At 51.5% G+C, this 25,759-nt stretch carries 23 protein-coding genes; 13 read left to right on the top strand and 10 right to left on the bottom strand.

Annotated features, from left to right (window positions below; translation table 11 throughout):
* Window positions 1–93 precede the first annotated feature (93 nt).
* The 8 genes from E6Q52_RS01825 to E6Q52_RS01790 all read left to right on the top strand — a co-directional run bounded on the left by E6Q52_RS01825 (window position 94) and on the right by E6Q52_RS01790 (window position 12,088).
* The gene (locus tag E6Q52_RS01825) at window positions 94–810 is read left to right on the top strand and encodes a sulfite exporter TauE/SafE family protein (RefSeq protein ID WP_292817777.1); all 717 of its coding nucleotides are present in this window, start codon (window positions 94–96) and stop codon (window positions 808–810) included.
* 88 nt (window positions 811–898) lie between these two features.
* Window positions 899–1,738, top strand: coding sequence for a DNA ligase (locus E6Q52_RS01820; protein ID WP_292817775.1), 840 nt, complete (start codon window positions 899–901; stop codon window positions 1,736–1,738).
* A 14-nt stretch (window positions 1,739–1,752) separates the two neighbouring features.
* A complete protein-coding gene (locus E6Q52_RS01815; protein ID WP_292817773.1) occupies window positions 1,753–2,172 on the top strand; it encodes a hypothetical protein in 420 nt (139 codons plus the stop codon).
* A gap of 803 nt (window positions 2,173–2,975) precedes the next feature.
* Complete coding sequence (gene hrpA, locus E6Q52_RS01810) at window positions 2,976–6,986, top strand: ATP-dependent RNA helicase HrpA (protein WP_292817780.1); 4,011 nt, start codon at window positions 2,976–2,978, stop codon at window positions 6,984–6,986.
* Window positions 6,987–7,020: 34 nt separating this feature from the next.
* Complete coding sequence (locus E6Q52_RS01805; RefSeq protein WP_292817771.1) at window positions 7,021–7,932, top strand: hypothetical protein; 912 nt, start codon at window positions 7,021–7,023, stop codon at window positions 7,930–7,932.
* A gap of 15 nt (window positions 7,933–7,947) precedes the next feature.
* Entirely contained in the window at window positions 7,948–9,459 is a 1,512-nt protein-coding gene (locus E6Q52_RS01800) for a DUF4118 domain-containing protein (protein WP_292817770.1), read from the top strand.
* On the top strand, window positions 9,456–10,130 hold the full coding sequence (locus E6Q52_RS01795; RefSeq protein ID WP_292817768.1) for a response regulator transcription factor: 675 nt from the start codon (window positions 9,456–9,458) through the stop codon (window positions 10,128–10,130). The genes E6Q52_RS01800 and E6Q52_RS01795 overlap by 4 nt, the downstream gene beginning before the upstream one ends.
* A gap of 77 nt (window positions 10,131–10,207) precedes the next feature.
* Complete coding sequence (locus E6Q52_RS01790) at window positions 10,208–12,088, top strand: potassium transporter Kup (protein WP_292817766.1); 1,881 nt, start codon at window positions 10,208–10,210, stop codon at window positions 12,086–12,088.
* Window positions 12,089–12,162: 74 nt separating this feature from the next.
* On the opposite strand, the gene E6Q52_RS01785 is transcribed toward E6Q52_RS01790, so the two are convergent.
* The 7 genes from E6Q52_RS01785 to E6Q52_RS01755 all read right to left on the bottom strand — a co-directional run bounded on the left by E6Q52_RS01785 (window position 12,163) and on the right by E6Q52_RS01755 (window position 17,043).
* A complete protein-coding gene (locus E6Q52_RS01785) occupies window positions 12,163–12,480 on the bottom strand; it encodes a hypothetical protein (RefSeq protein ID WP_292817764.1) in 318 nt (105 codons plus the stop codon).
* Window positions 12,481–12,638: 158 nt separating this feature from the next.
* Complete coding sequence (locus tag E6Q52_RS01780; RefSeq protein ID WP_292817762.1) at window positions 12,639–13,166, bottom strand: TIGR00645 family protein; 528 nt, start codon at window positions 13,164–13,166, stop codon at window positions 12,639–12,641.
* A 23-nt stretch (window positions 13,167–13,189) separates the two neighbouring features.
* Complete coding sequence (locus E6Q52_RS01775) at window positions 13,190–14,227, bottom strand: GTP-binding protein (protein WP_292817760.1); 1,038 nt, start codon at window positions 14,225–14,227, stop codon at window positions 13,190–13,192.
* A gap of 474 nt (window positions 14,228–14,701) precedes the next feature.
* Window positions 14,702–15,712 carry an FRG domain-containing protein gene (locus E6Q52_RS01770; protein WP_292817758.1) on the bottom strand — a complete coding sequence of 337 codons (1,011 nt, stop codon included), beginning with the start codon at window positions 15,710–15,712 and terminating at the stop codon, window positions 14,702–14,704.
* A 68-nt stretch (window positions 15,713–15,780) separates the two neighbouring features.
* On the bottom strand, window positions 15,781–16,185 hold the full coding sequence (locus E6Q52_RS01765) for a type II toxin-antitoxin system VapC family toxin (protein WP_292817756.1): 405 nt from the start codon (window positions 16,183–16,185) through the stop codon (window positions 15,781–15,783).
* The gene (locus tag E6Q52_RS01760) at window positions 16,182–16,454 is read right to left on the bottom strand and encodes an antitoxin (protein ID WP_292817754.1); all 273 of its coding nucleotides are present in this window, start codon (window positions 16,452–16,454) and stop codon (window positions 16,182–16,184) included. The genes E6Q52_RS01765 and E6Q52_RS01760 overlap by 4 nt, the downstream gene beginning before the upstream one ends.
* 85 nt (window positions 16,455–16,539) lie before the next feature.
* Window positions 16,540–17,043, bottom strand: coding sequence for a MarR family transcriptional regulator (locus E6Q52_RS01755; RefSeq protein ID WP_292817752.1), 504 nt, complete (start codon window positions 17,041–17,043; stop codon window positions 16,540–16,542).
* Window positions 17,044–17,150: 107 nt separating this feature from the next.
* Here E6Q52_RS01755 and E6Q52_RS01750 point away from each other — a divergent pair, with 107 nt between their 5' ends.
* The 5 genes from E6Q52_RS01750 (at window position 17,151) to E6Q52_RS01730 (ending at window position 20,295) form a co-directional block, all read left to right on the top strand.
* Window positions 17,151–18,326: an MFS transporter gene (locus E6Q52_RS01750; protein ID WP_292817778.1), complete on the top strand. Its 1,176-nt coding sequence runs from the start codon at window positions 17,151–17,153 to the stop codon at window positions 18,324–18,326.
* Window positions 18,327–18,451: 125 nt separating this feature from the next.
* Window positions 18,452–18,712, top strand: a complete 261-nt coding sequence (locus tag E6Q52_RS01745) for a YlcI/YnfO family protein (RefSeq protein ID WP_292817751.1) — start codon at window positions 18,452–18,454, stop codon at window positions 18,710–18,712.
* On the top strand, window positions 18,712–19,008 hold the full coding sequence (locus E6Q52_RS01740; RefSeq protein WP_292817750.1) for a type II toxin-antitoxin system RelE/ParE family toxin: 297 nt from the start codon (window positions 18,712–18,714) through the stop codon (window positions 19,006–19,008). The genes E6Q52_RS01745 and E6Q52_RS01740 overlap by 1 nt, the downstream gene beginning before the upstream one ends.
* Window positions 19,009–19,135: 127 nt before the next feature.
* Window positions 19,136–19,303 (top strand): TIGR02450 family Trp-rich protein, encoded by a 168-nt coding sequence (locus E6Q52_RS01735; RefSeq protein ID WP_292817748.1) that lies wholly within the window; start codon window positions 19,136–19,138, stop codon window positions 19,301–19,303.
* The gene (locus E6Q52_RS01730) at window positions 19,300–20,295 is read left to right on the top strand and encodes an FAD-dependent oxidoreductase (RefSeq protein ID WP_292817746.1); all 996 of its coding nucleotides are present in this window, start codon (window positions 19,300–19,302) and stop codon (window positions 20,293–20,295) included. The genes E6Q52_RS01735 and E6Q52_RS01730 overlap by 4 nt, the downstream gene beginning before the upstream one ends.
* Before the next feature lie 6 nt (window positions 20,296–20,301).
* Here E6Q52_RS01730 and E6Q52_RS01725 read toward each other — a convergent pair whose 3' ends face one another.
* The 3 genes from E6Q52_RS01725 to E6Q52_RS01715 all read right to left on the bottom strand — a co-directional run bounded on the left by E6Q52_RS01725 (window position 20,302) and on the right by E6Q52_RS01715 (window position 25,613).
* Window positions 20,302–22,557 carry an EAL domain-containing protein gene (locus E6Q52_RS01725; protein WP_292817745.1) on the bottom strand — a complete coding sequence of 752 codons (2,256 nt, stop codon included), beginning with the start codon at window positions 22,555–22,557 and terminating at the stop codon, window positions 20,302–20,304.
* Between the two features lie 82 nt (window positions 22,558–22,639).
* Window positions 22,640–23,845: a cation:proton antiporter gene (locus E6Q52_RS01720; protein ID WP_292817743.1), complete on the bottom strand. Its 1,206-nt coding sequence runs from the start codon at window positions 23,843–23,845 to the stop codon at window positions 22,640–22,642.
* A 196-nt stretch (window positions 23,846–24,041) separates the two neighbouring features.
* The gene (locus E6Q52_RS01715) at window positions 24,042–25,613 is read right to left on the bottom strand and encodes a diguanylate cyclase (RefSeq protein WP_292817741.1); all 1,572 of its coding nucleotides are present in this window, start codon (window positions 25,611–25,613) and stop codon (window positions 24,042–24,044) included.
* Between the last annotated feature and the right edge of the window lie 146 nt (window positions 25,614–25,759).

The raw sequence follows: 25,759 nt of genomic DNA, 5'->3' as shown, positions 1-25,759 counted from the left end.
TATTTTGTGCGTGCCATCGCCATGGTGTTTGACCGCTATTTGCAGCACGATGCCAATCGTGCAAGGTTTTCCAAAATCCTTTAAACTCTCGGCATGTTAGCCAGCTTACTCCTGACCGCCTTTGTCATGGGGCTGGCAGGCGGCCCGCATTGCATAGCCATGTGTGGTGCGGCTTGCGGCGCCATGCAGTCTTCAGTCACCACCACCAGCCAGTTCCGTTCGATTCCGTTACGCGTCATCAAGACCATTCCCTGGAGCTTTTACCTGGGGCGAATGCTGGGTTACGGCATTTTGGGCGCGATTGCAGCAGAAACCTTGCGTGGCCTGGCCTGGTTATCCAACCAGAGCCATGTGTTCCAGCCTTTGTGGACGTTCTCACACACCCTGATTTTTGCCTGGGGCGTGTTATTGCTGGTCACCGGGCAACAGCCACAATGGGCCGTACAGAGGGCGCAACAAGTGTGGGTCTGGATCAAACAGCGCACCCAGCATGCCAAACTTGGCTTTCTATTCACCGGCATGATCTGGGCCTTGTTGCCATGCGGCTTACTCTACTCCGCCGTCATGTTGGCCTCACTGCAATCGCAGTGGTTACAAGGCGCATTGGTCATGATGGCATTCGCCTGTGGGTCCGCCACCGTGCTGGCGCTGGCGCCCATCCTCTGGCGTAGCAGCCAGCAAGCCATGCCGGGCTGGTTTAAAGAATCAACCGGCATGCGCCTGAGCGGCGTATTGCTGATTGCGCTCAGTGTGGTCGCCTTGTGGATGGACGTCATGCATCACGACAAATTGTGGTGCCAACTGCTCTAGCCACTGTCTCTCCGACAATAATCGTTGCTTTTATCACTAGCATTCTGTAATTTTAAATTGTTAATTTATTTTAACAATTGGAGGCGTCATGCTAGCGCGAGCAAAGTTCTACCTGTTTGTTTTCCTGTCCTTGCTGGTTGCACACAGTTACGCCCAAGCCCCAGCCATTTTGCTGGCGCAGATTTATCATGACGATATTCAGGTGCAGGATTATCTGGTCAGCGAAAAGCTGGATGGCATGCGTGCCCTCTGGGATGGACAGCAACTCACCAGCCGCCAAGGCCATCCTATTCATGCCCCGGCCTGGTTTACGCAAGCGTTTCCAGCAACACCCTTGGATGGCGAGCTATGGCTAGGTCGCGGCCAATTTGAAACACTGTTATCCACCGTCAGGCAAACACGGCCCAATGATGCTGCCTGGCGACAAGTCGCCTATTATGTGTTTGAGTTACCAGATGCCAAAGGTGATTTCTCACAGCGTGCGCAGCAGATTATCCAGATCGTCAAACAAGCGCGCAGCCCTTATCTCAAAAGCTTGCCACAATTCAGGGTCAAAGACAGGCAAGCACTTAAACGCACTCTGGCGCAAATTGTGGCCAAGCGTGGCGAAGGTCTAATGCTGCATCGCGCCGATGCACCATACCTGACGGGCCGCAGCCAGGTCTTGCTCAAACTCAAACCACAACTCGATGCAGAAGCCAAAGTGATCGCCCATGTGCCTGGCAAAGGCAAATACCAAGGTAAAATGGGCGCGTTATTAGTAGAAACGCCGACTGGCATCCAGTTTAAATTGGGCACCGGATTCAGTGACGCCGAGCGCGCGCATCCACCGCCAATCGGCTGCCAAGTCACTTATACTTATCGTGATGTCACCAACACGGGCAAACCAAAATTTGCCAGTTTTTTGCGCATCCGCCCGTCTGAATAGATAAAGGAAAACATATGAAGTGGTTCGCAGGACTCTTAAGTTGCTGGATAGCAGCCAACGCCTACGCGCTGGATTTAAGCGGTGTCTACGCCTGCACCGGCGACGATGTGAACGAAGGCAAATATACCGGCACCGTCACCATGAAACTGCGCCCAGAGCATAGCAAAGGCGCCGATGCCAGTTACGACTTCCAGCTCGAAGTGCCTGACTACGGCATCTACAAAGGTCACGCCGCGGCGCATGGCATGCATGCGGCCATGCACTTTGCCTTGCCAGCGGAGAATGGCGAATATGGCGGCAAAACGCATGATTATGGCACTGGCATTGCTGAGTTCAAGAAAAATGTCAAAGGGCAATTAAGCTTCAGGAAGTTTTATTTTGAACCAGGGTTTAAGGGCGGGAATACTGGGGTGGAGGAGTGTGTTAGAAAGTGATTCTTTCATTTTCTAGTTAGATATTGACACGCTATTTAGACGTATGCCTGGAGTCCAGGCAGAGTTGTTGTCTTGGCTAATGGTTATTTTGGATTGATCGGTTTCTTTTCGCCTTTTGGGCGAGTTACTTTTCTTTGCTTGCCCAAAGAATAAGTAACCAAAAGAAATGCACCCCAGCTTCCGCTTATTCCCTGTGCTACTCGGCTTGACGGGCGGTCATCGAAACTCGCCCTAGTGTCTTGCACAAAACGCAAGCCACCGCGGAACTCGAACAGCCGATGACCGAATACTCCCGCTAATCCTGCGTTGCTCGGCGCGGCAGATGGGGACCCCGAACACCATGCGACTGCCACCGAAAGCCAATTGAAGAAAAAGAATCTGGTTTTTAAACCATCCAAACTGTGGTTCAGCTACTTAAATGAGAAGAATCCCATTCATCACGCTGAGTAGCGGAGACGAAGTGGGGGTAGTCGGCCATCGGCTGTTTGAGCTCCGCAACAAGCCACGTTTTGTGTGGCTTGTCAGGGCGAGTTTCGATGGACGCCCACTTTGTTGAGCAACGCAAGGGAGCCTTTAGGCCGTGATGGCTGGGTGTCGTCCTCTTTGGTTACTTTCTGGGGGACAAGCACCAGAAAGTGACTCGCCGAGAGGCGAAAAACAATGCATGAAACAGAGAAAATTCAGCCACTCGTAAGCTACCATGCTGCATCCCTGTTGGTATGCCATGTTAAAATCTCCACCCTATGACCGCCGTCTCGCCAATCCAACTCATCAGCCAACTTGAAAAACAACTTTCCCAGTGTATGCTGGCTGACCGCTTTCCGCTTAAGCGTCGCTTGCAACAGCTTAAAGAGGCGTTAAAACAGAATAAACCTGCCGATAAATCTCTGCTGGAGGTTGCGCATAAAGTGCAGGCTTCGCAGCAGCGTTTGCAAGCCCGGCTGGTGGCATTACCTAAGCCTGAATATCCGCCAGAGTTGCCAGTGAGTGGCAAAAAAGATGAGATTGCGGCGGCGATTGCCAAGCATCAGGTGGTGATTGTGTGTGGTGAAACCGGCTCGGGTAAAACCACGCAATTGCCTAAAATTTGCCTGGAGCTTGGTCGCGGTGTCGGTGGCTTGATTGGCCATACCCAGCCGCGCCGGATTGCGGCGCGCTCGGTGGCTTCTCGTATTGCGCAGGAGCTTAAAAGTCCGCTGGGTGAAGCGGTGGGCTACAAGGTGCGCTTTAACGATAAGTTGTCCGAGAGTAGTTACGTCAAGCTGATGACGGACGGCATTTTGCTGGCGGAGACGCAGAGCGACAAGTTTCTCAATGGCTATGACACCATTATTATCGATGAGGCGCACGAGCGCAGCCTGAATATTGATTTCCTGTTAGGCTATCTCAAGCAGTTGCTGCCCAAGCGGCCGGATTTGAAGATCATCGTCACCTCGGCGACGATTGACGCGGATCGATTCTCTCACCATTTCAATGGCGCGCCGGTGATTGAGGTCAGTGGCCGTACATATCCTGTTGAAATCCGTTACCGGCCGCTGGGCAACAAAACCACCATGGTGGCGGTGGAGGTGCCGATTGATGATGGCTTGGACGACATCGACCGTTTGGCGCAGGACCTGATGGGCATTAAGCGCAAGCCGCCGCGCACTGAAACGCGCTGGCTGGAAGAGGATGACGAAGAAGAAGTGATGGAAGATGCCATCCTCGATACCGCAGAAGATTTGTTGCGGTTGGGCGATGGCGATATTCTGGTGTTTTTGCCGGGTGAGCGTGAAATCCGCGACACGGCTGATCATTTGCGTAAATACCAGGGCCGCTCGCCTAAGTTGAACTCGATTGAGATTTTGCCGCTGTTTGCACGGCTGAGCATAGAAGACCAGCAAAAGATTTTCCGCCCCAGCGGCCAGCGCCGTATTGTGCTGGCGACCAACGTGGCCGAGACGTCATTGACGGTGCCTGGCATTAAATATGTGATTGATGCTGGCCTGGCGCGCGTGAATCGTTACAGCCCACGCGCCAAGGTGGAACAGTTGCAGATTGAAAAAATCTCACAAGCAGCCGCCAAGCAGCGAGCAGGGCGTTGTGGCCGGGTGTCTAACGGCATTTGCGTGCGCTTGTACTCTGAAGAAGATTTTAACCAGCGTCCGGCGTTTACCGACCCTGAAATTTTGCGTAGCTCACTGGCCAGCGTGATTTTGCGCATGGCCGATTTGCGCCTGGGCGATGTGACCGAGTTCCCGTTTATTGAGGCGCCGTCGTCACGCCTGATTAGCGATGGCTATCAGTTGCTGCAAGAGTTGGGCGCAGTGACCGAGCGACGCGAGATCACCGAGCTGGGGCGGCAGATGGCACGTTTGCCGCTGGACCCACGTGTGGCGCGCATGATTATTGCGGCAAAAAAAGAAGGCTGTTTGCGTGAAATTCTCATTATTGCCAGCGTGTTGAGCATGCAGGACCCACGCGAACGGCCCATGGATAAACGCGAAGCGGCGGACAGCGCGCATGCCAAGTTTAAGGCCGATGACTCCGACTTTATGAGTTATCTCAAGCTGTGGGAGTGGTACGAGCAGACCCTTAAAACCAAAAAGTCTAACCGTGACTTGCTGAACCAATGCCATCAAAACTTTTTGTCTTTCTTGCGCCTGAAAGAGTGGCGCGAGTTGCATGCGCAGTTGCTCGATATGGTCGAGGAGATGGACTTTAAGCGCAGCGATAAAGAGGCCAGCTACGAGCAGGTGCACCGCGCGTTGTTGTCTGGCTTGCTGGGTAATATTGGTTTTAAAGACGGCGACAGCGAAACCTATGCTGGCGCGCGCGGCATTCGTTTTACCATCGCGCCGGGCTCTGCACTGAAGAAAAACCGCCCCAAGTGGGTGATGGCGGCCGAGCTGGTGGATACGACCAAGTTGTATGCCCGAGTAGTCGCAAAAATTGACCCGGACTGGATAGAGCCGATTGCCAATGAGGGTGGCAGCCGTGACCTCACGCAGAGTGACTATACCGACCCGCGTTGGGATAGAAAAACCGCGCAGGTGGTAGCTTGGGAGCGTGTGAGTTTGTATGGCCTGACCATTGTGCCTAAGCGCCGGGTGCATTACGGGCCGATTAACCCGACCGAATCACGTGAGATTTTTATCCGTGAAGCACTTGCTAACATGGAGTTCGATACGCGTGCACCATTTTTTGAAGCTAATCGCCGCTTAATCGCCGACGTTGAGGCATTGGAACATAAGGCGCGCCGCCAGGACGTGCTGGTGGATGAATACCAGTTATTTGTGTTTTACGACAAAGTGGTGCCGCCCATTGCTGAGCCTGGTCAACAAACGCCTTATCGCATTTATAACGGCGCTGCCTTTGAAAAGTGGCGGCAGGATGCGGAAAAGAGTAACCCCAAGGTGTTATATCTGACGCGCGAGTCGCTGATGCGTCACGGTGCCAGTGCCATTACCGAGGTACAGTTTCCTGAGCAAATGACCATAGACGGCGAAACCGTCCCGCTCAAATACCGCTTTGAACCCGGCCATGTGCTGGATGGCGTGACGGCGACCATTCCGCTGGCATTGCTCAATCAACTGGATGCGACGGTGACGGAGTGGCTGGTGCCTGGCATGGTGCGCGACAAAGTCACCGCGCTGATTAAAGCCTTGCCTAAAACGCTGCGCCGCGTGTGTGTGCCGGTGCCGGAGTTTGTGACTGGCTTTCTCGAAGAGAAAAATGCGCAGCAGTCATTGTTGCAGGCCTTGGCTGAGTTTATTCAGCACAAAACCGGCTTGAAATTAAAGCCAGAAGAATTCGACCTGGCGGGCCTGGATCCGCATCACTTGATGAATTTTAGCGTGGTGGATGAAAAAGGCCGCGAGTTGGGCATGGGCCGCGATTGGCATCTGCTTAAAAAACAATTGGGCTCTGCGGCACAGCTCACATTTAGAACCGGCTCGCCCGGCATTGAAAAGTCTGGCCTCAAGCAATGGGATTTTGGTGACTTGCCGCAAACCCTGACCTTTAGCAAAGATCGCCGCCAGCTCACCGGTTACCCCGGGCTGGAGGACTCGATAGATAGCGTGGCAGTGAAGCTGTTTGATACGGTAGAAGAGGCAGCGGCCTCGCATCGCAAAGGCGTGTGCCGCTTAATGCGCTTTGAGCTTAAAGAGCAAATCAAGCAGTTAGAAAAAGGCTTGCCGGGCTTTAACCAGTACGCTTTGCTGTTGCGAGCCATCATGAACCCTGACCAATTGCGAGAAGATATGCTGCAAGCGATTGCCGACCGTGCCTTTATTGCCGAGGATGAGTTGCCGCGCACCAATGCCGCGTTTATGCAGCTGAAAGCGCGTGCCCGCACACGCTTGCCTGCAGTGACCGAGGCGTTGACGCGGCAGGCGCAACTGATCGCTAATGAGTATCAAATACTGCTGGCCGCGTTGCAAAAAATGACGCCGGTGACGCAAAAAATCAAACGCGAATGTGAGCAGCAGTTGCAAGGCATGCTTTACCACGGCTTTTTTAGCCAAACACCATGGGAACAATTGCCGCATCTGCCGCGCTACCTCAAGGCGATTAAAATGCGCATTGATAAATATCCAACCAGCATAGAACGTGATGGCCGCCACGCCCAGGCGCTGGCGCAACTGGAGCAACGCTGGCAGCAAAAAATGGATCAATTACGCAAAGCACACTTGCCTGTAACCAACCCGTTACAAGACTTTGCGTGGCAGTTACAAGAGTTGCGTGTATCATTATTTGCGCAGGAATTAAGAACCCCTTATCCTGTCTCAATCAAGCGTCTTGAAAAAATCTGGTTAGAAATACAATCGTGATACTGCCTCTGCTCATTTGTGAATAATTCTGTTCATGCAGCCTTCTCCTTTTGAACCCTTTAGTACGCCAAACTGGCTAAAACCTAAGCAACCTGACCGTGTGTTGCGTATTCCAGCACGCCTGGCGTGGGCGATTTTGCTGTCGCTGGTGTTTCATGCGATTCTGTTCTGGGGATTTTTACTCGACTTGCTCAAGCCACTTGAAGAACCAGCGCAAGAGCCATTAAATATTGTGCTGGACTTAGGCTTGCCTGTGCCTAAAACACCGCAAGTGTCGCCCCCCCCAGAAACGCCACCACCACCGCCGGTGCCGCAACCAAAACCCAAGCTAAAACCAAAGGCTGAGCCGACCTTACCCAAAAAAGTGATTCAGTCACAACGGCCTGATAGTCCGTTCAAAATGCCTGAGCCTAAGCCGCAAAATCGCCCCGAGCCGACGCCGCCTGTGCCGCCACCGCCAGTGGAAGATTTTTCTAATTTTATTAAGCGTAAGCAGTCAGATCGCAACTCTGATGAAATGGCGGCCAAGCAGATTAATGATGCTGCGGCTGCCGCTGAGCGTGGCCCCTCAGAAGACGAGCGCCGTACCAAAAACATCATGAACAACCTCAAGTTTGGTACCAATGGGTTGTTCCAGATTCGTCGCATGGACCCCTATAACGCGACCTTTAGCTTTAAAGGCTGGGTCAATGACTATACCTCGGCCAATACGCAGTATTACGAAGTCGAGGCGCGCAATGGCGAGGATATCCGCCTGGTGATGATGCGCCGGATGATTGCGATTATCCGTGAGCATTACAACGGTGATTTTGACTGGATCTCTAATCGTCTCGGTCGCACCATTTCACTGTCAGCGCGGCCAGCAGACAATGCCTTCCTGGAAGACTTTATGATGAAAGAGTTTTTTGGGCCCAATTATAAAAACCTGGATGTATACGGGCGTTAGTCTTAGCGATACGTGATGACAGGCAACTTTGATCACCGCGCTTTATCAACCTCGCCGTACTGGCAAGTTGGTCTGGTATTAGTGGTCGGCCTGGCGTTGGTGACCAGCCTCGGCTTATATTATTTCGCGGCACTGGGGGTCACCGTGATCACCTTGCTGTATATGCTATGTGTGTTGTGGGCCGCCTATTTCCTGCGCTTTGCTGATGCCTTGTTCACTGCTGTCATCGCTGTTCTGCTGATCAATTTCTGTTTTATTGAACCCCGTTATACCTTTGGCATTGCCAGCCTGCAGTCGTGGGTGGTGTTGATTGTATTCGCCATCCTCGCCATCACCGTCAACCAGGCGATGCAGCAACTCAAGCAGCAGCGCCAACAAGCACAACAGGCGGCCTTACAATCATCTTTTTTTCAATCTTTGGCCGAGTTGCTGTCGATACAAAACAGCATAGAGGGCTTGCTGGAGGCAGCCTGCCAGCATGTACACACGGTATTTGGTTGGCAAGTTGGCGTAGTGCAACTGCCTGATTCTGGTGGACTGACATGGCTTGCAGGGACGCCAGTGGCCTCGCTGCAAGCCTCCAGCGTGCAATGGGCGCAAGACTATCAACGTGCGATAGGCGCGGGCACCGCAGACTGGCCAGAACTAGGCGCTTGCCTGCTACCGTTTGGCGCTGGGCAAAGCGAAGTCCTGGTAGTCGTTGGTCACGCCAGCGCAGATCTGCACTTTTTACGCTTGCTCACGCATCAATGTGCGCAGGCGACGATTAAATTGCGTCAGCAAATCGCGTTGGCGCAAGCCGCGCGTGATGCCAGTGAGGCCGATTTTAAAAAGACCCTACTCACCGCGTTGTCGCACGATATGCGCACGCCGCTAACCGCGATTCTTGGCGCCGCCAATGTGCTGGCCGACGGCGACATTGCGCTGGCGCCTGCACAGGCTACGCAACTGTTACAAAGCATACAGGCCGAGGCGAGCTACTTGACCCAGGCCACAGAAAATATCCTGACTCTGGTCAAGCTGGAGGCGGGCAGCAGTAGCTTGCATCTGGATTGGGCGTCGCCGCAAGAAATTATGCAGCATGTGGCGCAACGGTATTTGCAGCGTACGCCTGCGGTACGGTTACAGATGACGTTGCCTGAACTTGGTGCGCAAGAAGTCCTGTTTAAAGCCGACGCCGTGCTGGTGGCACATGCGCTGGCCAATCTGATTGATAACGCCTTGCAGTGGCGCGAGCAAGGCAGCACGATTGAACTTGCGCTGTCGCTGGAGGCATCGTCATTAGGGTTGTCTGTGCGCAATCACGGCCCGGGCTTCCCGCCGGGGTTTGCTATCTCCGCATTTGAGTCAGGCAAGCCTGCCGCCGCGGGTGTGCGTGGCTTTGGGCTAGGGTTATCCATTGTGCAGACAGTGATGCAACTGCATGGCGGGCAAATAGAGATTGGCAGCAGCGCCGACCAGCGCACAGAAGTGCGCCTGCTGTTGCCGTTTGTTTATGCGGCAGACTTAATCAAGGCCGATACATGAGCCAGCAGGTGACCCTATTATTGGTAGAAGACGACCCCGGCGTATATCAGTTTTTATTACCCGCGTTGTCGGCGCACGGCTACCGCGTGCAACATGCGCGTGATCTGGCGCAGGCGCGCGAGGCCAATGGTTTTGCCATGGTGATTCTCGATTTAGGCTTGCCAGACGGGCAGGGTGAGCAGTTTATTCCGCATTTACGTGGATTTTCTGATGTGCCTATTTTAGTGCTTTCTGCGCGTCAGGACGAGCTGGATAAAGTGCATTGCCTGAACCTCGGCGCTGACGATTACTTAATGAAACCGTTTGGCTTGCAAGAGCTGTTGGCCAGGATACAAGTCGCTTTGCGCCGCACCGCCATCATGCAGATGCGTGACCACGTTTATCAACATCAGTCACTGGTGATTAACCGCGCTACGGGCATGGTCAGCAAGCAGGGCGCAATCTTGCATCTGAGCCCGATTGAGCATGCCTTGCTAATGTTGCTGGCCAGCAAGCCCGGCACCATTTTTACCCATAGCCAGTTGTTGGCGCAGGTGTGGGGGCCAGACTATATCGACGATACACATTACTTGCGCATCCATATTGGCCGCTTGCGCGCCAAGCTCGAAGATCAGCCATCCAGCCCGCAAACCTTACTCACCGAACTCGGTATCGGTTATCGTCTCGCCTAGCCTTTAAATCGTTGTTTATGCGATTGATATACCCTTAGTCGCACACTGCCGCCATCAATCAACCACAAGGGGATGTGATGGACAATCTTTCCATACGAAAAAGCAGTTTGGCGGCATTAGCACTCGGGGCGATCGGCGTCGTCTACGGTGATATCGGCACCAGCCCGCTGTATACCATACAAGTGATTTTTAGCGAGAGCACTGGCGTACCGCTCAATCAGGCCAATATCCTTGGCGCGATCTCGTCTATTTTCTGGCTGCTGATGTTTGTGGTCACGTTTAAATATGTGCTGTTGGTGCTACGTGCGCATAATAAAGGCGAGGGCGGTGTCATGGCTCTGCTGGCGCTCGCGGTCTCTAGTTTGCGCCCACAAGACAAGCGTACCAGTTGGTTGCTACTCTTAGGCGTGCTCGGCGCCGCCTTGTTTTATGGCGATAGCGTGCTCACGCCCGCGATTTCGGTGCTGTCTGCGGTAGAGGGCTTGCAAGTCGCTTCGCCCGCGCTGGCGGCGCAAGTCTTGCCGATTACTATCGCTATCCTCATTGGCCTGTTCTGGTTTCAGCGCCATGGTACGCATGCCGTCGGCCGTTTTTTTGGCCCGATTGTGATTATCTGGTTTTTGGCACTGGCCACCATCGGCGTGCATCAAATTGCACAAGCGCCAGAAGTGTTGCAAGCGCTGCATCCGCAATATGCCTGGCAGTTCTTGCAAGCGCGCGGCGCTGCAGTGTTTATCGCCATTGGCGCAATTTTACTGGCGGTGACCGGCGCCGAGGCATTGTATGCAGACATGGGCCATTTTGGCCGTCCGGCGATACAAATGGCCTGGCTGGGACTGGTGTTTCCCTGCCTGACTTTAAACTACCTGGGGCAGGGCGCCTTGTTGCTGCAACACCCTGAGGCGGTCAGCAATCCGTTTTATTTGTCTTTTCCGCAACCATTATTAATCCCGGCTGTGATTTTGGCTACACTGGCGACCATTATTGCCTCGCAAGCGGTGATTTCCGGCGCATTTTCCATGACGCGGCAGGCGATTCAATTAGGCTTTTTGCCACGCATGCGCATCATCCATACCTCCGCCAGTGAGTCCGGCCAGATTTATATCCCGGCGGTGAATTGGGCGCTGTTGCTAGCCGTGATTATCGTCTGTCTGGCGTTCCAAAGTTCGTCAGCGCTGGCCTCAGCGTATGGTATTGCCGTCACCGGCACCATGCTCATTACCACCATTTTGTTGTTTGTCGTCATGCGTCATCGCTGGCAGTTCCCGGCCTGGTTGGCCTGGCTACTCACCGGGGCATTAGGCGTGGTCGATACAATTTTGCTCAGTTCCGCCTCGATGAAATTTTTGCAGGGTGGCTGGTTTCCCATCGCCCTCAGTGTCCTGCTGATTGTGCTGATGACCACCTGGAAAAAAGGCCGTTACACGCTATTGAATAGCATTGCCGACAACGACCCCAAGCTGGAACCGTTAATCGCCACGCTAGCCAGCAGTTCATTACCACACGTGCCCAGAACGGCGGTGTATATGGTGTCTAACCTCGACACCGTGCCGCAGGCTTTGATGCATAACCTCAAGCACAACCAGGTGCTGCATCAGCGCAATCTGTTAGTGAATGTATCATTTGAAGACGTGCCGTTTATGAATACCGCCGAGCGCGTGACCGCCAAGCGTCTGGCCGATGGCTTCTGGCAAGTGCAATTGCGCTACGGCTTCTTGCAGCATGCCGATGTGCCGCAAGCCTTGCTGCAACTCAATCTGGATGGCGAAACGCTGGATCCGTTTACCAACTCCTACTTTTTAAGCCGCGATATTATTGTGCCGGATGTGGGGGGCGCCATGCCGCGCTGGCGTGATCAACTGTTTTCAGTCATGTCACGCAATGCCAGCAGCGCCGTGGAGTACTTTAATATCCCGGCCAATAGCGTGATCGAGTTAGGTAGCCGCGTACAGCTTTAATCAGTCTATTGCAGCCACCTTTGCGTGGTGGCTGCGACTAAAAAAAGCCCCAGTGATGGGGCTTTTTGGTTGTTTTAAGTTTTGTGGCTGCGGGTCGCAGGCTGTTCATGTAGCAATTTATACACCTGCTCAATTTCCTTTTGTTCTGCCGTGTCCAGCACACCGTCCTGATTAGCATCCATATGCTCAAAGGTTTTTTTCTGGTGCGTCGTGTCGCCTTGCAAATACTCCAGCAATGAAATCACACCATCCGTATTTTCATCCAGATAACTGATGCTGTAATTCGCTGGCATGTTGTGGCAATCCGGCATCGCAGCGTGTTCATCGGCATGTGATTGTTGATACAGCGAAGGCAGCAAAAAAATCATAAAAGTAAATACTGGTATTTTCATATTAAATCACCCCATTATCTCATCCCAAGTACGTAGCTGATATGATTATCGCGATAGCTAACAGGTTCCGCGCGAAGCAGGCTCTTTGCAAGATTTAATCTCTGCTGACGACAACAAAAAAACCGCACCAGGCGGGTTTTTGTCACAACTTGAATCTGCTAGTGGTCGCTGCTGCCATGCCCGGCAATTTTGTCCATCCATGCAAACAGCACGCCGGTGATGATAAACGTCAGGTGGATGCCGACCAGCCAGGCCATTTGCTCGGTGCTAAAACTGGCGGTGCCTGAGCTTTGGTGCACAAACGCTTTGAGCAGGTCAATGGCAGAAATCGCCACAATTGAACCGATCAATTTGAGTTTCAAGCCAGAGTAATCGACTTTACCCATCCACTCTGGGCGGTCTTCGCTGTCGGCAGTGTCGATGCGTGAGACAAAGTTTTCATAACCGCTAAAAATCACCATAATCAGCAAGTTACCCACCAGCGTGATATCGACCAGCGCCAGTAATGAGAGCACGGTTTCCTGCTCAGAAAAACTCGCCAGGTGTGCAGCAATATGAATAAACTCCTGGCCAAACTTCACCAGCAAAATCACCAACCCGCCGACCAGACCGAGATACATCGGCGCCATCAGCCAACGGCTTTTAAAAATTAGGCCTTCTAAAATTTTTTCCAACCAATTCGTCATTTCAACTCCAGTAAAACGTTTTCTTAAAATTGCGTCAGCATTGTGCGCACAGCTTCCTCATCAATCCCCTTGCCGATAATCACAATACGGCTAATCGGCTCTTCTTCATCCCAACCTTCAAGTAAGGTCGGCGGGTAGGGCGTAAAGTGCACTGCATGTATCGCTAGCGGCGCAGGCGCATCTTCCACATGCAAAATGCCCTTTAAACGCAGCAGCTTTTCCCCATGTGTTTGGCACAACTTGAGGATCACGCCTTTAAAGTCAGCCCACGCCATTGGTTTAGGCAAATACACCGTAAACGTATTCACATCATCATGCGCAGGCGCTTTAGGCAGCGTGCCTTTTTTAGCTGCGCTAAACCCACTCGCGGGCGCACGCAACCAGCGCTGCGGGTTGGCCTGCTTGTTCGCAAAATCAAACAAGCCTACATCAATAATCTGCATCGGGTCTATCTCGCCATGCAACACAAACTGCTGCGTCGCATTCGGGTTGATCTCACTCAGCTTCGACTGCAAAGCCTCAATCTGCTCAGGGGTTGCCGTGTCGCGCTTGGTAATCAGCAACACATCCGCCACAGCAGCTTGTTTTAAGGCTTCTTTTTGCTCGGCAATTTGCTGCAAACCATACGCTGCATCTATCGTCACCACCACCGCGTCCAGGCGATACACCGATTCAATCACCGGCTCATTCATCAGGTTAGCCAAAATCGGGCCAGGGTCCGCCATGCCCGTGGTTTCAATCACCAGGCGGTTAAATTCCGGCACCGCCTGCAAACTGCGTTTGAAGAACAAATCGCGCATGGTGTCAGCCAGCTCGTTTTTGAGCGAGCAGCACAAACACCCAGAACTCAACAACACCGTGTTATCGGCAATATGCTCACTCTCAATCGTTTGCGAAATTTGGCTATTGGCAAAAATCTGGTCCAAGCCTGCTTCACCGAGCTCATTTATGATCACGGCGGTGTCTTTCATCGCAGGGTTATGCAGAAGCTTGTTGAGCAGGGTGGTTTTACCGCTGCCTAAAAAGCCCGTGAGCAGGGTGACTGGGATGCGTTTGTCCATAATGCCTGAGTTTTAAAATGTGAGGATTATTCTAACCGTAAAGCGGAAAACTGCCTTTAGTTGTTTTCATTTATATGGTGGCTGGGGTGAAAATCACAAGAATCTTTAGGAATAAAAAAGCCTCAAAATTTTTTGAGGCTTTTGGATGATGGATTGAGCTTACCAATTTTACTTTTGAAACTTAATTTTACTCTGGCCCAACTCTGCCAACTCTTTAAAAATGTCGCAATGCAAGACCTGACCCCGTCGCTTCTCTATTTATAACTGAAAAGGTGAAAGTATTCTAACCCGAATGGCTAAAAGCGCATTTAAGTGTTTCTACTTATATGGCGGTGCGGGGTTGAATCACAAGGGTCGTAACAATAAAAATCCTCAATTGCTTGAGGCTATTCGAGTTTTGGTTTGGCCACAGCATGATAAAGCTAAGTGCTGGAGTTTTAGACTCTTTCTTGCCTAAGGAACATACAAGATGATTTAGTGGTTGGTATCGCCATCTATTGGAATTGCTATGCGGCGAATAGCACTAGCTCTGGCTTTAACGTCTTGCAACATTTTTTTGCGCCATTCAATATCTGTAAGAAGTAAAGATACCTTCTCATCCGTCAGTAGTCTTCTGTAGCTATTTAGAGTTGTGATCTTAGTCAGTTCTTTACGTATTGCTTTTAAGTGGCTTATCTTAACTCCATGAGGATCTTGGGTAAACGACTCCAATGCATTTTCAATAAGATCAGCAGGGATCTCGCGGCAAGCAAGGATTTCCGAAGCAACGTCTGCTAGTGGGTCAGGTGGAAACAACTTTTCACCTCCAGAAAACATCTCAAGGAAGTATTCACCGATATGTTTGTCGTGATGAAACTGCATCATCGTGACATCGGGCCAGCCATCAAAAGCATGACATAACGGAAGCTCAGTAACCCAAGCACACTGTTCTGTCGGTCTTGGCAAAGCCTGCGGACCTAGTGGAAAATACATACTAATATCTAAGGGGTTTACTCGATAGATGATTCCCGTTCCTGAAGTGATTGGTTGCCACCCGTTTTTAGTTTCGTAGCAAGTAGCGAAGAAAGCGCTAACATTGAAATCATCCGTAAGATCGAGATATCCAGTTGGGATGCCGTAGTGTTGTGCAAGTGCAATTCGATCAAGTTCTAGTTTTTGATTAGCTGCATGAGATGTAATTGGGTGATGATCAAGCTCTTGGGAGAACCACCAGGATTGAGCAAGTCTAAGTACAATTTTAGCTTGATCAGAAATAGCATATTTCCATAATTCGCCTGTATTCTCGGATGACATTCCTCTTGAGATAGAAGGTAACATCGGCAAGTAGCGCTTATTTTGCCCACGATACAAATTTTGTATGGCAAACGGGGTTGCTCCTCCGTGATCACCTTCAGAGTACCAATACCAGCTTTGCTCTCGTCTGGATCTATGATCAACAAAGTCTTTCGAGATTTGAAGGAGTATTGATGCAGGTACTATTTGCATGGGTTATTCCGACTTGGGATATTTGGAAATAATAATTGGGGTCAGAGTAAAATTAAAACCTTCATCAGCTATCTCTCCAGCCAGTTTTCAACCTTGAGGCCGCGAATACGGCTAAATTCTCGCAAGTTATCCGTTACCAGCGTAACTCCTAGAGTATAAGCTTGTGCAGCAATCAGTAAATCGTTCATGCCGATGGTTTGGCCTGTTGCTTCAAGTTCTGCGCGGATGCGTCCATACTCGGTATCCACTGGCGTTTCTAGTGGTAGTACCGGAATGGTGGAGAGTAGATTTTCCACCTTTTCAGAAAGTTTGGGTGATCCCTTTTTTGCGCAGCCATAACGCAGCTCGGCGGCAACGATAATGCTGGTAAAGATATCCTTGGCTTCGACTTTCTCAATATGGCGTGCCGCATTCCCAGACGGGTTGCGAATCAGGTCGCTGATGATGTTTGTGTCGAGCAAGTAGCCACTCAAAATATGTCCTCCGGTTTGGCGGGCATATCTTCAATATCCGGGAACTGATCTTCTGGTGCAAGGGGAGGCTCTTGACGCCATTGCGCGAGTAGTTCGACGAGGTTACTGGGGCGTGGCACTGGCTCAATAATCAGCTTGTTGCCTTCACGGTGAATTAATACGCGATCACCCGGTAGCTCAAACTCAACAGGAATGCGCACGGCCTGGCTGCGGTTGTTGCGAAACAGCTTTGCTTCTCTATGAGGGGCGGTTTTGGATAAACTTGACATGTCAGGTGCTCCTTTTTGCATATACATTAAGTATATGCCATATTTTGCGTGCGTCAACCTTGCAGAATAAATTGCCTATGATTAATCAATCAATCGCCTCGAGTACTGAGAGAAACGTCACCAAATCTTCGTCTAATTGCTTGCGCGCTTCGGCAGGCAGCAAGGCGAGCATAGCTTGCTCATTGGCAATATGTGCTTCTACCGCTTGATTAATCAGGTTCAACCCAGCTTCAGTCAACTGCACAGGCATACTGCGCATATCCGCATCGCTTTTAACTCGCTCTACCCAGCCCACTTTTTCCAGGCGTTGCAATCGATGTGTCATTGTGCCTGAGGTGACCATGAGTGATGAATACAGCGCAGTGGGTGCCAGGCAGTAGGGGTGGCCTGCGCGTCTTAGTGTGGCAAGCACATCGAACTCCCAACTGCTCATGCCAAACTGTTCAAAAGTTTGGTCTAGCTTGCGCCTGATCAGCATTTCGCAGCGTGCCAGTCGGCCTATCAGCCCCATCGGACTTGGGTCAAGGTCGGGCCGCTCACGGCGCCATTGGTCCATGATGTCATCGACCGCATCGTTTTTTCTTGTCATGTGTGCTCCTGATTTTGTCTTGACTTCAAGATAAACTAACCATACTCTGAAACTATCTTGAAGTTAAGATAACTCTCATATTAACCTAACTGGTGGAGATGTATGTGATGAATGTAGGACGCTTGTGGCTGACGGTGGCGATTCTGTTGGTGGCGATTAATTTGCGCCCGGCGATGGCAGCGCTTGGGCCGTTGCTGGATTTAATTGAGCATGCAACCGGACTGGATGCAACAGGTGCTGGTTTGTTGACGACGCTGCCGGTTTTCTTAATGGGTGTGTTTGCCTTATTGGCGCGGTTTTTGCGCAAGACGCTGGGTGAAGTAAATGGCGTTACCTTCGGCGTTGTGTTGATTATGCTGGCCTGTATTAGCCGCGCGTATTGGGGCTCGTCTATCGGTTTGCTGGCAAGTGCTGCGGTCGTTGGTCTCGGTATTGCGCTGGTGCAGGCGTTGTTGCCTGGGTTTATAAAAGGGCAGTTTGGCGCAACTACTGGGCGAGTGATGGGTTTTTATGCCACGGCAATTATGGGTGGCGCCGCAATCGCCGCCGCGAGTGCGGCCAGGTTAAATAAATCACTCGGCTGGCAATACACACTGGCGGTGTGGGCATTGCCAGCCTTGCTGGCTTTGATTGGCTGGAAAGCCTCGACAACGGGGCGTGAGCTTGCAGTTGCGCCTGCTAGCCAGCAAGCACCTATGCATTTTTGGCGCTATCGCAGGGCGTGGTCACTCATGGTGTTTTTTGGCCTAAGCACGGGCGTTTACACGCTGATTCTGGCCTGGTTGCCGCCGTTTTATATTGAGCTGGGACAGAGCCGCCAGTTGGCGGGCGACCTGCTGGCTGGGCTAACGCTGACAGAAGTGATTGCCGGGATGCTGGTGGTCAGTTTGGTGGGCAAATATCCTGATCGGCGGCCTTTATTGTTGGTGGCGTTGGGCTGCACACTATTGGGGTTAGCCATCATGATTATGTCACCCGTTAGTCTGGCATTGGCTGCGATAGTGCTACTCGGCCTGGGCGTGGGCGCGTTGTTTCCGTTATCTTTAATTTTGGCGATGGATCATCTGGAGCAGCCGGCATTTGCCGGTGACCTGGCGGCCTTTGTGCAAGGCGGTGGCTATATGATTGCGAGCCTGATGCCGTTTTTGGCAGGCTGGGTGAAACGTGAATTTACGAATTTGTCATTGGCTTGGGTAGGCGTATTTGTCACGGTATTTGCCATCACTTTATTGGCATTCAAATTTTCCCCTGCAAGCTATCGCAAGGCGTTCTCTGATAAATAGTGCCGATTGAGCCGCTGTGCATCAGCTGATTTGCATTAGTAGGTCAGATTTTCTAAAACAACGTTGCAATCATGCGTGGGCTTCATTAAGATTGTATTACAAATGAATTACACGCGAGGTGCTTGATGAAAACTGCGACGATTCCGGCTTTGCGGGTGGAGCCACAATTGCGCGATGCCGTTGAAGGCGTTTTGGCTGAGGGTGAAACACTTTCAAGTTTTATGGAAGAAGCGCTCAAAGCCAATATTACCCGCAGGCAGCACCAGCAGGCGTTTATTGCACGTGGTTTAGAATCTGCCGCCATTGCCAGGCAAAACCAGGAGTATTACAGTGCAGAAAGTGTCTTGGATGAGTTGCAAGCCATGCTGGATGCGGCAAATCCCTGATGTACCGTATCCGCTTTACAAAAGAGGCGCGTGAAGATTTAAAGCGCTTGTATTCCTTTTTACTAAGTAAAGATCGGCGGGCCGCCAGTCAGGCCTTAACCGCCATTCACCAGGCCATTGAAGCCATTAAATTTTTTCCTTACACCTGTCGCAAAGCCTTGGGCGATAACCCTTTTGTGCGGGAGATGGTGATTCATTTCGGCGCGTATGGTTATGTGGCTTTGTTTGAGATTGAACCGGGTGATGTGATTACAATTATTGCGGTGCGTCATCAGCGGGAAGAGGATTTCTTTTAGCCGCATGCTTTTCGTTTAGGTTGCGGATATAACTTTTAGCGTTGCTTGTCACAGCAATATGCAAACAAAACCATTAAGGCTGAACCCTAAAAAGCTGTTACATTCCAAGTGGACAGCATTAAAGCCCGTGAATAAAGAAAAGCATTTTATGGTGACCAAGATCATCATTCGAGATGAGGAAACGCAAGTGATAGAAAACGTGGAAATTGAAGCAGTGATGACAGGGCGCAAGCAGGTGATCCCTTGGCTTGCGTTGCAAAATAGTGGTGTATGGAAGCAAGGGTGGCAGGCGTGAAAAATATTGCAGTGATCGGTGCGGGGATGGCGGGTTTGGCGTGTAGCCAGGCTTTGCAACAGGCCGGTTTTTTAGTGACGGTATTTGAAAAGAGCCGTGGGCCATCTGGGCGCGTGTCTACACGTGTGGGGGAGGGCTGGCAGTGTGACCATGGCGCGCAGTATTTCACCGTGACTGAGCCTGCCTTTGAGGCGCAGGTGCAAAAATGGCGCAAGGCAGGCGTGGTGGCCGAGTGGGAGGCACATTTGTATGAAACCGATGGTGCCGCTTTACAAGCCAAGCAGTCAGCCAAAACCCGTTATGTGGGCGTGCCTAAAAATACCAGCCCGGCACGGCACATGGCGGAGGCGTTAACGGTGGAGTTAGAACAGACTGTTGACGCGATCACGTTTGCCGATGGCCAGTGGCGGGTGCGTAGCAAAGAGCATGGCGTGTATCCGCAAGTGTTTGACAAAGTGGTGCTGGCGATTCCTGCGCCACAGGCCAAGGCCTTGCTGACGGCTCATCCTGCGTTTGAGGCGCTGGCTGGCGGTGTGACCATGCGTGGCTGTTGGGCCTTGATGGCGCGTTATGCGCAGCCGCTGGCGTTGCCATTTGATGGTTTGTTTGTGAATGAAGGCCCGCTCTCATGGCTGGCGCGAGATAGCAGCAAGCCTGGCCGACTCAGTGCCAATAGCGCGGTGCAAGAGGTGTGGTCTATACATGCCAACCCAATCTGGTCTGAGGCGAACCTCGAACGTGCGCCGGAAGCGGTGGCGCAAGACATGCTAGCCGCATTTGTCACGCTGGGTGGGCAACAACCTGATGCTTACAGTATCCACCGCTGGCGTTATGCAGATTGTGCCCATTATTTGCAGCAAGCCTATGCCTGGGATGCGGCGCAGCAATTGGGGTTGTGTGGCGACTGGCTCAATGGCGGCAAGGTTCAAGGGGCGTGGATGAGTGGGCACGCGCTGGCATTGGCCATGATAGGCGCGTGTGCTGCGCCGTAAAGCAAGTTAGTGATTGGTGCGCTGCATAAAGGCGGCGAAATCGTTGGCTGACAGTGGTTTAGAGAAAAAATAGCCTTGCACTTCATCACAGCCTGATTCACGCACATGCTTGAGCATGGCTTCGTTTTCCACGCCTTCGGCAATCACATCCAGATTAAGCGTATGCGCCATTTGCACAATGGCACGCACAATCGCGGCGTCGTTGGGGTCGGTGTTGATGTCGCGCACAAATGATTGGTCGATTTTGAGGCGGTCGATATTGAATTTTTTGAGATAGGCCAAGCTGGAGTAGCCCGTGCCAAAGTCGTCAATGGCGAGTTTGACGCCAAGTCGTTTGAGCACGTCAAGTTGCGCCAGCAGGTGGTCGATGTCTTCTACCAGAATAGACTCAGTGAGTTCGAGTTCTAACAATCGTGGTTCGAGGCCGGTTTTTTCAAGGGCTTTGATAATCACTTTGTCGAGGTTGCCACGTCTGAACTGCACGGCAGAAACGTTGACGGCCATGCTCAGCGCAGGCAGGCCATTTTTCTGCCATTCCATGGCCTGACGACAAGCTTCTTCAATCACCCATTCACCTATTTCGACAATCAGGCCGGTTTGTTCGGCGATGCTGATAAATTGCGCCGGGGGTTGCAAGCCATTTTGCGGATGCTGCCAGCGAATTAAGGCTTCGGCACCGATGACTTGTGCGCTGTTGAGGCTGATTTGTGGCTGGTAATGCAGCTCAAACTGGTGTTGCGCCAGGGCTTCACGCAAGCCGTAGGCGATATTGAGGTAATGCAGGCTGTCGTTATTGAGTTTTTCGGTAAAGAAGCGGGCGGTGTTGCGGCCTTCTTCTTTCGCTTGCGACATGGCTTTGCGCGCGCGGCCAAACAGTTTTTCAAAGTCGTTGCCGTCTGTGGGGTAGACGGCAACGCCCACCGAGCACGAGGTAGAGATATTGCTGCCAGCAAAAGCAAAGGGCGATGAAATTTCATTGAGCAGGGTGTCGACAATGTAGCTGATCGAGTCGTCATCTTGCATGTTGTTGAGCAGAATAATGAATTCGTCACCGCCGTGGCGACAGATGCTGTCTGTGTCGCGCAGACAGGCTTTGAGCCGCTCGGCAAATAATCGCAACAGCTTATCGCCGGAGGCATAGCCGAGCGAGTCATTTAAAAACTTGAAGTTATCCAGATTGAGTGCCAGCAGGCCAATTTTACTGTTGGCGGCAGAGGCGATAGAAATTGCGTTTTCCAGGCGGTCTCTAAACAAGGCGATATCAGGCAGGCCGGTCAGCGCATCGTGTGACGATAAATACTGGATTTCTTTTTGCGCAGACTTGAGGTCGCTGATGTCGCTAAACGTCCCCACATAGTGACTGACTTCGCCTGCTGCATTTTTCACTTCTGAGATCGAAATCCACTCAGGGAACACCTCACCGTTTTTACGCCGGTTCCAGATTTCGCCGCGCCAGTGGCCAAAGTGCGCAATGCTTTGCCACAAGTTGCGGTAAAAACTGGCGTCGTGCAGCCCAGAAGACAGCACTTTGGGTGTTTTACCTTTGACGTCATCCAGCGTAAAGCCCAGCATTTTGGTAAATGCCGGATTGACCGACAAAATGACGTGGCGCGCATCTGTGACCATGATGCCTTGCTCGCTGCCTTCAAACACTTTTTCAAACTGACGCAGGCTTTCCTGATACTGGTTGCGGTTGAGCACAATGGCGATGATAGACGAGCCGATCTCCAGCAGCATGCGGTGAAACTGGCCAGGCTCGCGGTGCTCAAAGCTGGAGAGGGCAAAGGTGCCGATGACCTTGTTTGCCGCAGAAAAGATGGGGATAGACCAGCAGGCTTTCACGTCAAACTCATAGGCCAGATGGCGGATATCTTCCCAGCGTTCGTCGGTTAAGGTATTGCTGACATATTGCACTTTTTGCTGATAAATGACGTTGCCACAGGAGCCGCCGCCAGGGCTGGGGCGCAAGCCGTCGATTTTCTGGATTTGTTCTTTGGTCAGGCTGGGGGCCGCATAGACATTGAGTAGTTGCGTATGATCATCCATCAGCATAACCGAACTAAAGGCATTGCTGACCAGGCCTTCTGCTAACCGGCAAATCTGGTTAATGACTTCCATGTGGTCTGCGCCGCGCGCGACAGATTCGAGAATCACGCGTTGCAGCCTCAGCAGCTGGTTTTGTTCGTCAATAGAAAGGCGACCACTGTCTGTGGCGATAGGATTAAGAACCTGTGACGCTGAAGCAGTGGGATGTGCGCTCAAAGCTGTATCCAGTCTTTTATAAGAGTGCTGCGTTTACTCCTCAGTGTTGTCCTTTTGTCAATTGATGTCAATAGGGTTGATATTAATGAGTTGACTGAGTGAGCTGTGGCATGATCCATTTACGGAACATTAACGGCGTGATCATGGTGGTGACAACGCCCATCAGTACCAGCACCGAGAACAAGTCCTGGCCAATAAAGCCGCGGTCATAGGCAATACTGGCAATCACCAGCTCCATCACGCCGCGGCCGTTCAGAATAAAGCCTATGCCCAAGGCGTCACTTTTGGATAAGCCGATCAGACGGCCGCCGATCCAGCCTGCCAGAATTTTGGTGACAATTGACACCACCAGCACCACAGCCACAAACCAGAATGAGTCTATGACTTGTACCTTAAACTCGAGGCCGAGATAGGCAAAAAACACCGGTGCTAGAAAGCCGCCAGTGATAGAGCTCAATGTCAGCTCTAGCTCTTTGTAGCGCGAGGGTAAAAAGAACGTGCGGTCCATGAGCAGGGCGCCGAAAAAGGCACCAATTACAAAGTGAAAGCCAAGCGCCGCACTGACCGAGCCAAAAATCAGTACCAGCAACAATAACAGGCCAAACAGGGCTTCATTACCGATCAGGTCGACCAGCTTTTCTGACCATTTATCTATGCTGATGCCTTTTTCAATGACTTTTTTAATGAGCAAGCTGATGCTGACGATTAATACAATCAGCAGAATCAGTTTCGAGCTGGCTTGAAAAGTCGCGGTCGCCACGGCCTGGTAAGATTTTTGTTCTGGCAGGTTGAGAATCACGCCCAATACCAGCAAGGCGGCAATGTCATTAAAAATAGCAGTAGCCACCGAGTAGCGTGCAATATTTGAGCCGAGTAATTTAAAGCTCTGCAGAATGCTCACGGTGACTGGCAAAGCGGTAATCGATACGCACAAGCCCAAAAAGATCGTACGGCTGACATCGAGTCCAAAGCCGACGCCGACCAGAATGCCGCCGGTGAGCGGCAAAATAAAGCCTAATAGCGCGATGACGATGCCTCTGCCGCGCATGGAATCAATGACCTCTTTAAAGTTCATTTCAAGCCCGGCAGACAGCACAATTAAAAATACCGCAAATTCTGAAATGCCCGATAAGGCTGGCGTGGGCGAGATCAGGTTGAGCAGGCTGGGGCCCAGAACCACACCGGCCAGCATTTCGCCAATAATCGCAGGTTGATTAAAGCGGCTAAACACTTGCCCTAGCAGGCGGGCAGAGACGATGAGAATAAGCAGGGTAGTCAGTAAAGGCATGATTTTCTCTTTGTGTTACTACATGACAGCCGCCAGTGTGTGAAGGTTCTGCAGCTGGCAGCGCACAATAATCATACATTCATGAGTGTATGATTATTGGAAGTGTAAAGCATTTATGCCGGCAGCGGCAGCTATGAGTGACAAAAAACAAAGTGAATCTTGGTGGGAATCGCCGCCAGCCGCGGTGCGTGAGCGATTAGTTGGCGAACACTTGTATCATTTCTTTGCGATTTTTACGCGTACGTTTGTCTGCATACATGCGCTTGTCGGCAATACGCATCAACTCTTCCGTTTCGCTGGCTTCGTGGCTAAAGACCACGCCTACGCTGGCCCCCGAGCCGACAAAGCCTTCTTTCTCCATTTGCCTGTGCGTGTATTCCAACTGGTGCTGGCACCACTCAACATCATCTTCATGACAGATAATGGCAAATTCGTCCCCTCCCAGCCGATACAGTTGGCCATGGGTATCCAGTTTTTTGGATAAAATCTGGCAGAAACTCTTGAGCAAGTTGTCGCCTGCTTCGTGGCCAAAGTGATCGTTAACCTGCTTTAAATTGTCCATGTCTATAAACATCAGGCAGCCATGTTCTGAAAACCGCAGCATTTGATTTTCCAGTGCATGCCGGTTAGGCACCCCGGTGAGCCGGTCTGTCATGGCTAATGAGCGCGTGCTTTGCAGCTCGGCCAGCATGTGTTCTTTTTCTTGATGCATACGGTTAATTTGATAGGCGACCAGCAGTGAAAGCAAGATGGCTTCAACCGCCACGGCAATCAGCCCGAGTTGCTCTATGGTCCAGGCATTGGAGCTGAGACGCTCGGCGGTAATAGATAGCCCACCTAATACGCCAAACACGGTGATGGCAAACAGGTAAAGTTGCGCCACTCGGTGTTTTTTCAGGCTGAGCAGGATGCCGCTGGTGAGCCCAAACAGAAGAAAGATCGCCACGCCTACTCTATCCATCTCCAGCATCCAGTTGGGGAAGATCATGGCAAACACGAGTAAGGCCAGCAAGATCGCACGCGCGACCATAGAGAAATAGTAAAGTTTGGCATGATGGTGCTGGTTAATGCCCAGCAAATGGCAGACAAAACTGACATAAGCCATGTTGGAGAGCAAAATTGGCAAGCTGGTAAAGTAAAACCAGTGCCATTCAAATAATTGTTTAAATAGCCCTAACGCAGCACTTTGAAAAATCAGGTTACCCAGAATAAACAGCGCGTACATGCGCTCGGTCTTATGCCCGGTCGAGACACCAATCGCGCAGTAGTAAGTAAAAATGCCTAACAGCACGCCCAATAACAACAGGCTGATTGCCGTTGTGTAGTTGGTTTGCTGCTGGTAGCTGGCGAGGTCGGCGACAAAAATCTCTGGTTGGGCCAGGTAGTAGGGTGATTGTAACCAGGTAATCAGGCGATAGGTGCCGGGCACCAGGTGAATAAGATGGCCATGTCTGAGTAGAAAAGGATCTTTCTCTTGGCTGCTGAGGCCACCTTTGATCAGGCTGGTTTGATTGCGATCATCTGTGATTTCGTGTTGAAAGTGCGCAATCGTTGAGGTGTTTTTAAAGTCGATGACATACTGGTCGGCATGGGTGATTTTAAGCACACTTTGGCAGACAAATTTGCCCCCTTGCAGCGGAATGCTGGCAATCACGGCACCTTTGGTGTTCATGCAGGTGGTGCCTAGTAGCTGCGGGCTTGCTGCTGAGGCCTGTGGCATCAGGGTGACCCATAACGCAATCAGCATGCAGAAGAAGAAACGTCGCAAACCAAGAATCCAGTCAAGTGTCAAATCTCGACGCAGTGTACATGAAAGATTCTGCCGGGCGGGCGTTGAAAAGCATTAAATAAGGCAAAGAATTACTAACTAACGTGTGGCAAATCGGCAATAAAAAACCCGCATTAATGCGGGTT

Origin of the sequence: Methylophilus sp. (assembly GCF_008015755.1) — a bacterium.
Classification (GTDB): Bacteria; Pseudomonadota; Gammaproteobacteria; order Burkholderiales; family Methylophilaceae; genus Methylophilus.
The sequence above is the reverse complement of the archived record's forward strand: the minus strand, read 5'-3'. Positions and strand labels throughout refer to the sequence as shown.

Excerpts from the sequence above, each read along its gene's own strand:
- E6Q52_RS01770 (WP_292817758.1), bottom strand. The coding sequence starts at position 15,712 with ATGCAAATAGTACCTGCATCAATACTCCTTCAAATCTCGAAAGACTTT.
- hrpA (WP_292817780.1), top strand. The coding sequence starts at position 2,976 with ATGCTGGCTGACCGCTTTCCGCTTAAGCGTCGCTTGCAACAGCTTAAA.
- E6Q52_RS01720 (WP_292817743.1), bottom strand. The coding sequence starts at position 23,845 with ATGCCTTTACTGACTACCCTGCTTATTCTCATCGTCTCTGCCCGCCTG.
- E6Q52_RS01820 (WP_292817775.1), top strand. The coding sequence starts at position 899 with ATGCTAGCGCGAGCAAAGTTCTACCTGTTTGTTTTCCTGTCCTTGCTG.
- E6Q52_RS01825 (WP_292817777.1), top strand. The coding sequence starts at position 94 with ATGTTAGCCAGCTTACTCCTGACCGCCTTTGTCATGGGGCTGGCAGGC.
- E6Q52_RS01815 (WP_292817773.1), top strand. The coding sequence starts at position 1,753 with ATGAAGTGGTTCGCAGGACTCTTAAGTTGCTGGATAGCAGCCAACGCC.
- E6Q52_RS01755 (WP_292817752.1), bottom strand. The coding sequence starts at position 17,043 with ATGACAAGAAAAAACGATGCGGTCGATGACATCATGGACCAATGGCGC.
- E6Q52_RS01805 (WP_292817771.1), top strand. The coding sequence starts at position 7,021 with ATGCAGCCTTCTCCTTTTGAACCCTTTAGTACGCCAAACTGGCTAAAA.
- E6Q52_RS01775 (WP_292817760.1), bottom strand. The coding sequence starts at position 14,227 with ATGGACAAACGCATCCCAGTCACCCTGCTCACGGGCTTTTTAGGCAGC.
- E6Q52_RS01795 (WP_292817768.1), top strand. The coding sequence starts at position 9,456 with ATGAGCCAGCAGGTGACCCTATTATTGGTAGAAGACGACCCCGGCGTA.
- E6Q52_RS01740 (WP_292817750.1), top strand. The coding sequence starts at position 18,712 with ATGTACCGTATCCGCTTTACAAAAGAGGCGCGTGAAGATTTAAAGCGC.
- E6Q52_RS01790 (WP_292817766.1), top strand. The coding sequence starts at position 10,208 with ATGGACAATCTTTCCATACGAAAAAGCAGTTTGGCGGCATTAGCACTC.
- E6Q52_RS01800 (WP_292817770.1), top strand. The coding sequence starts at position 7,948 with ATGACAGGCAACTTTGATCACCGCGCTTTATCAACCTCGCCGTACTGG.
- E6Q52_RS01745 (WP_292817751.1), top strand. The coding sequence starts at position 18,452 with ATGAAAACTGCGACGATTCCGGCTTTGCGGGTGGAGCCACAATTGCGC.
- E6Q52_RS01780 (WP_292817762.1), bottom strand. The coding sequence starts at position 13,166 with ATGACGAATTGGTTGGAAAAAATTTTAGAAGGCCTAATTTTTAAAAGC.
- E6Q52_RS01750 (WP_292817778.1), top strand. The coding sequence starts at position 17,151 with ATGAATGTAGGACGCTTGTGGCTGACGGTGGCGATTCTGTTGGTGGCG.
- E6Q52_RS01785 (WP_292817764.1), bottom strand. The coding sequence starts at position 12,480 with ATGAAAATACCAGTATTTACTTTTATGATTTTTTTGCTGCCTTCGCTG.
- E6Q52_RS01760 (WP_292817754.1), bottom strand. The coding sequence starts at position 16,454 with ATGTCAAGTTTATCCAAAACCGCCCCTCATAGAGAAGCAAAGCTGTTT.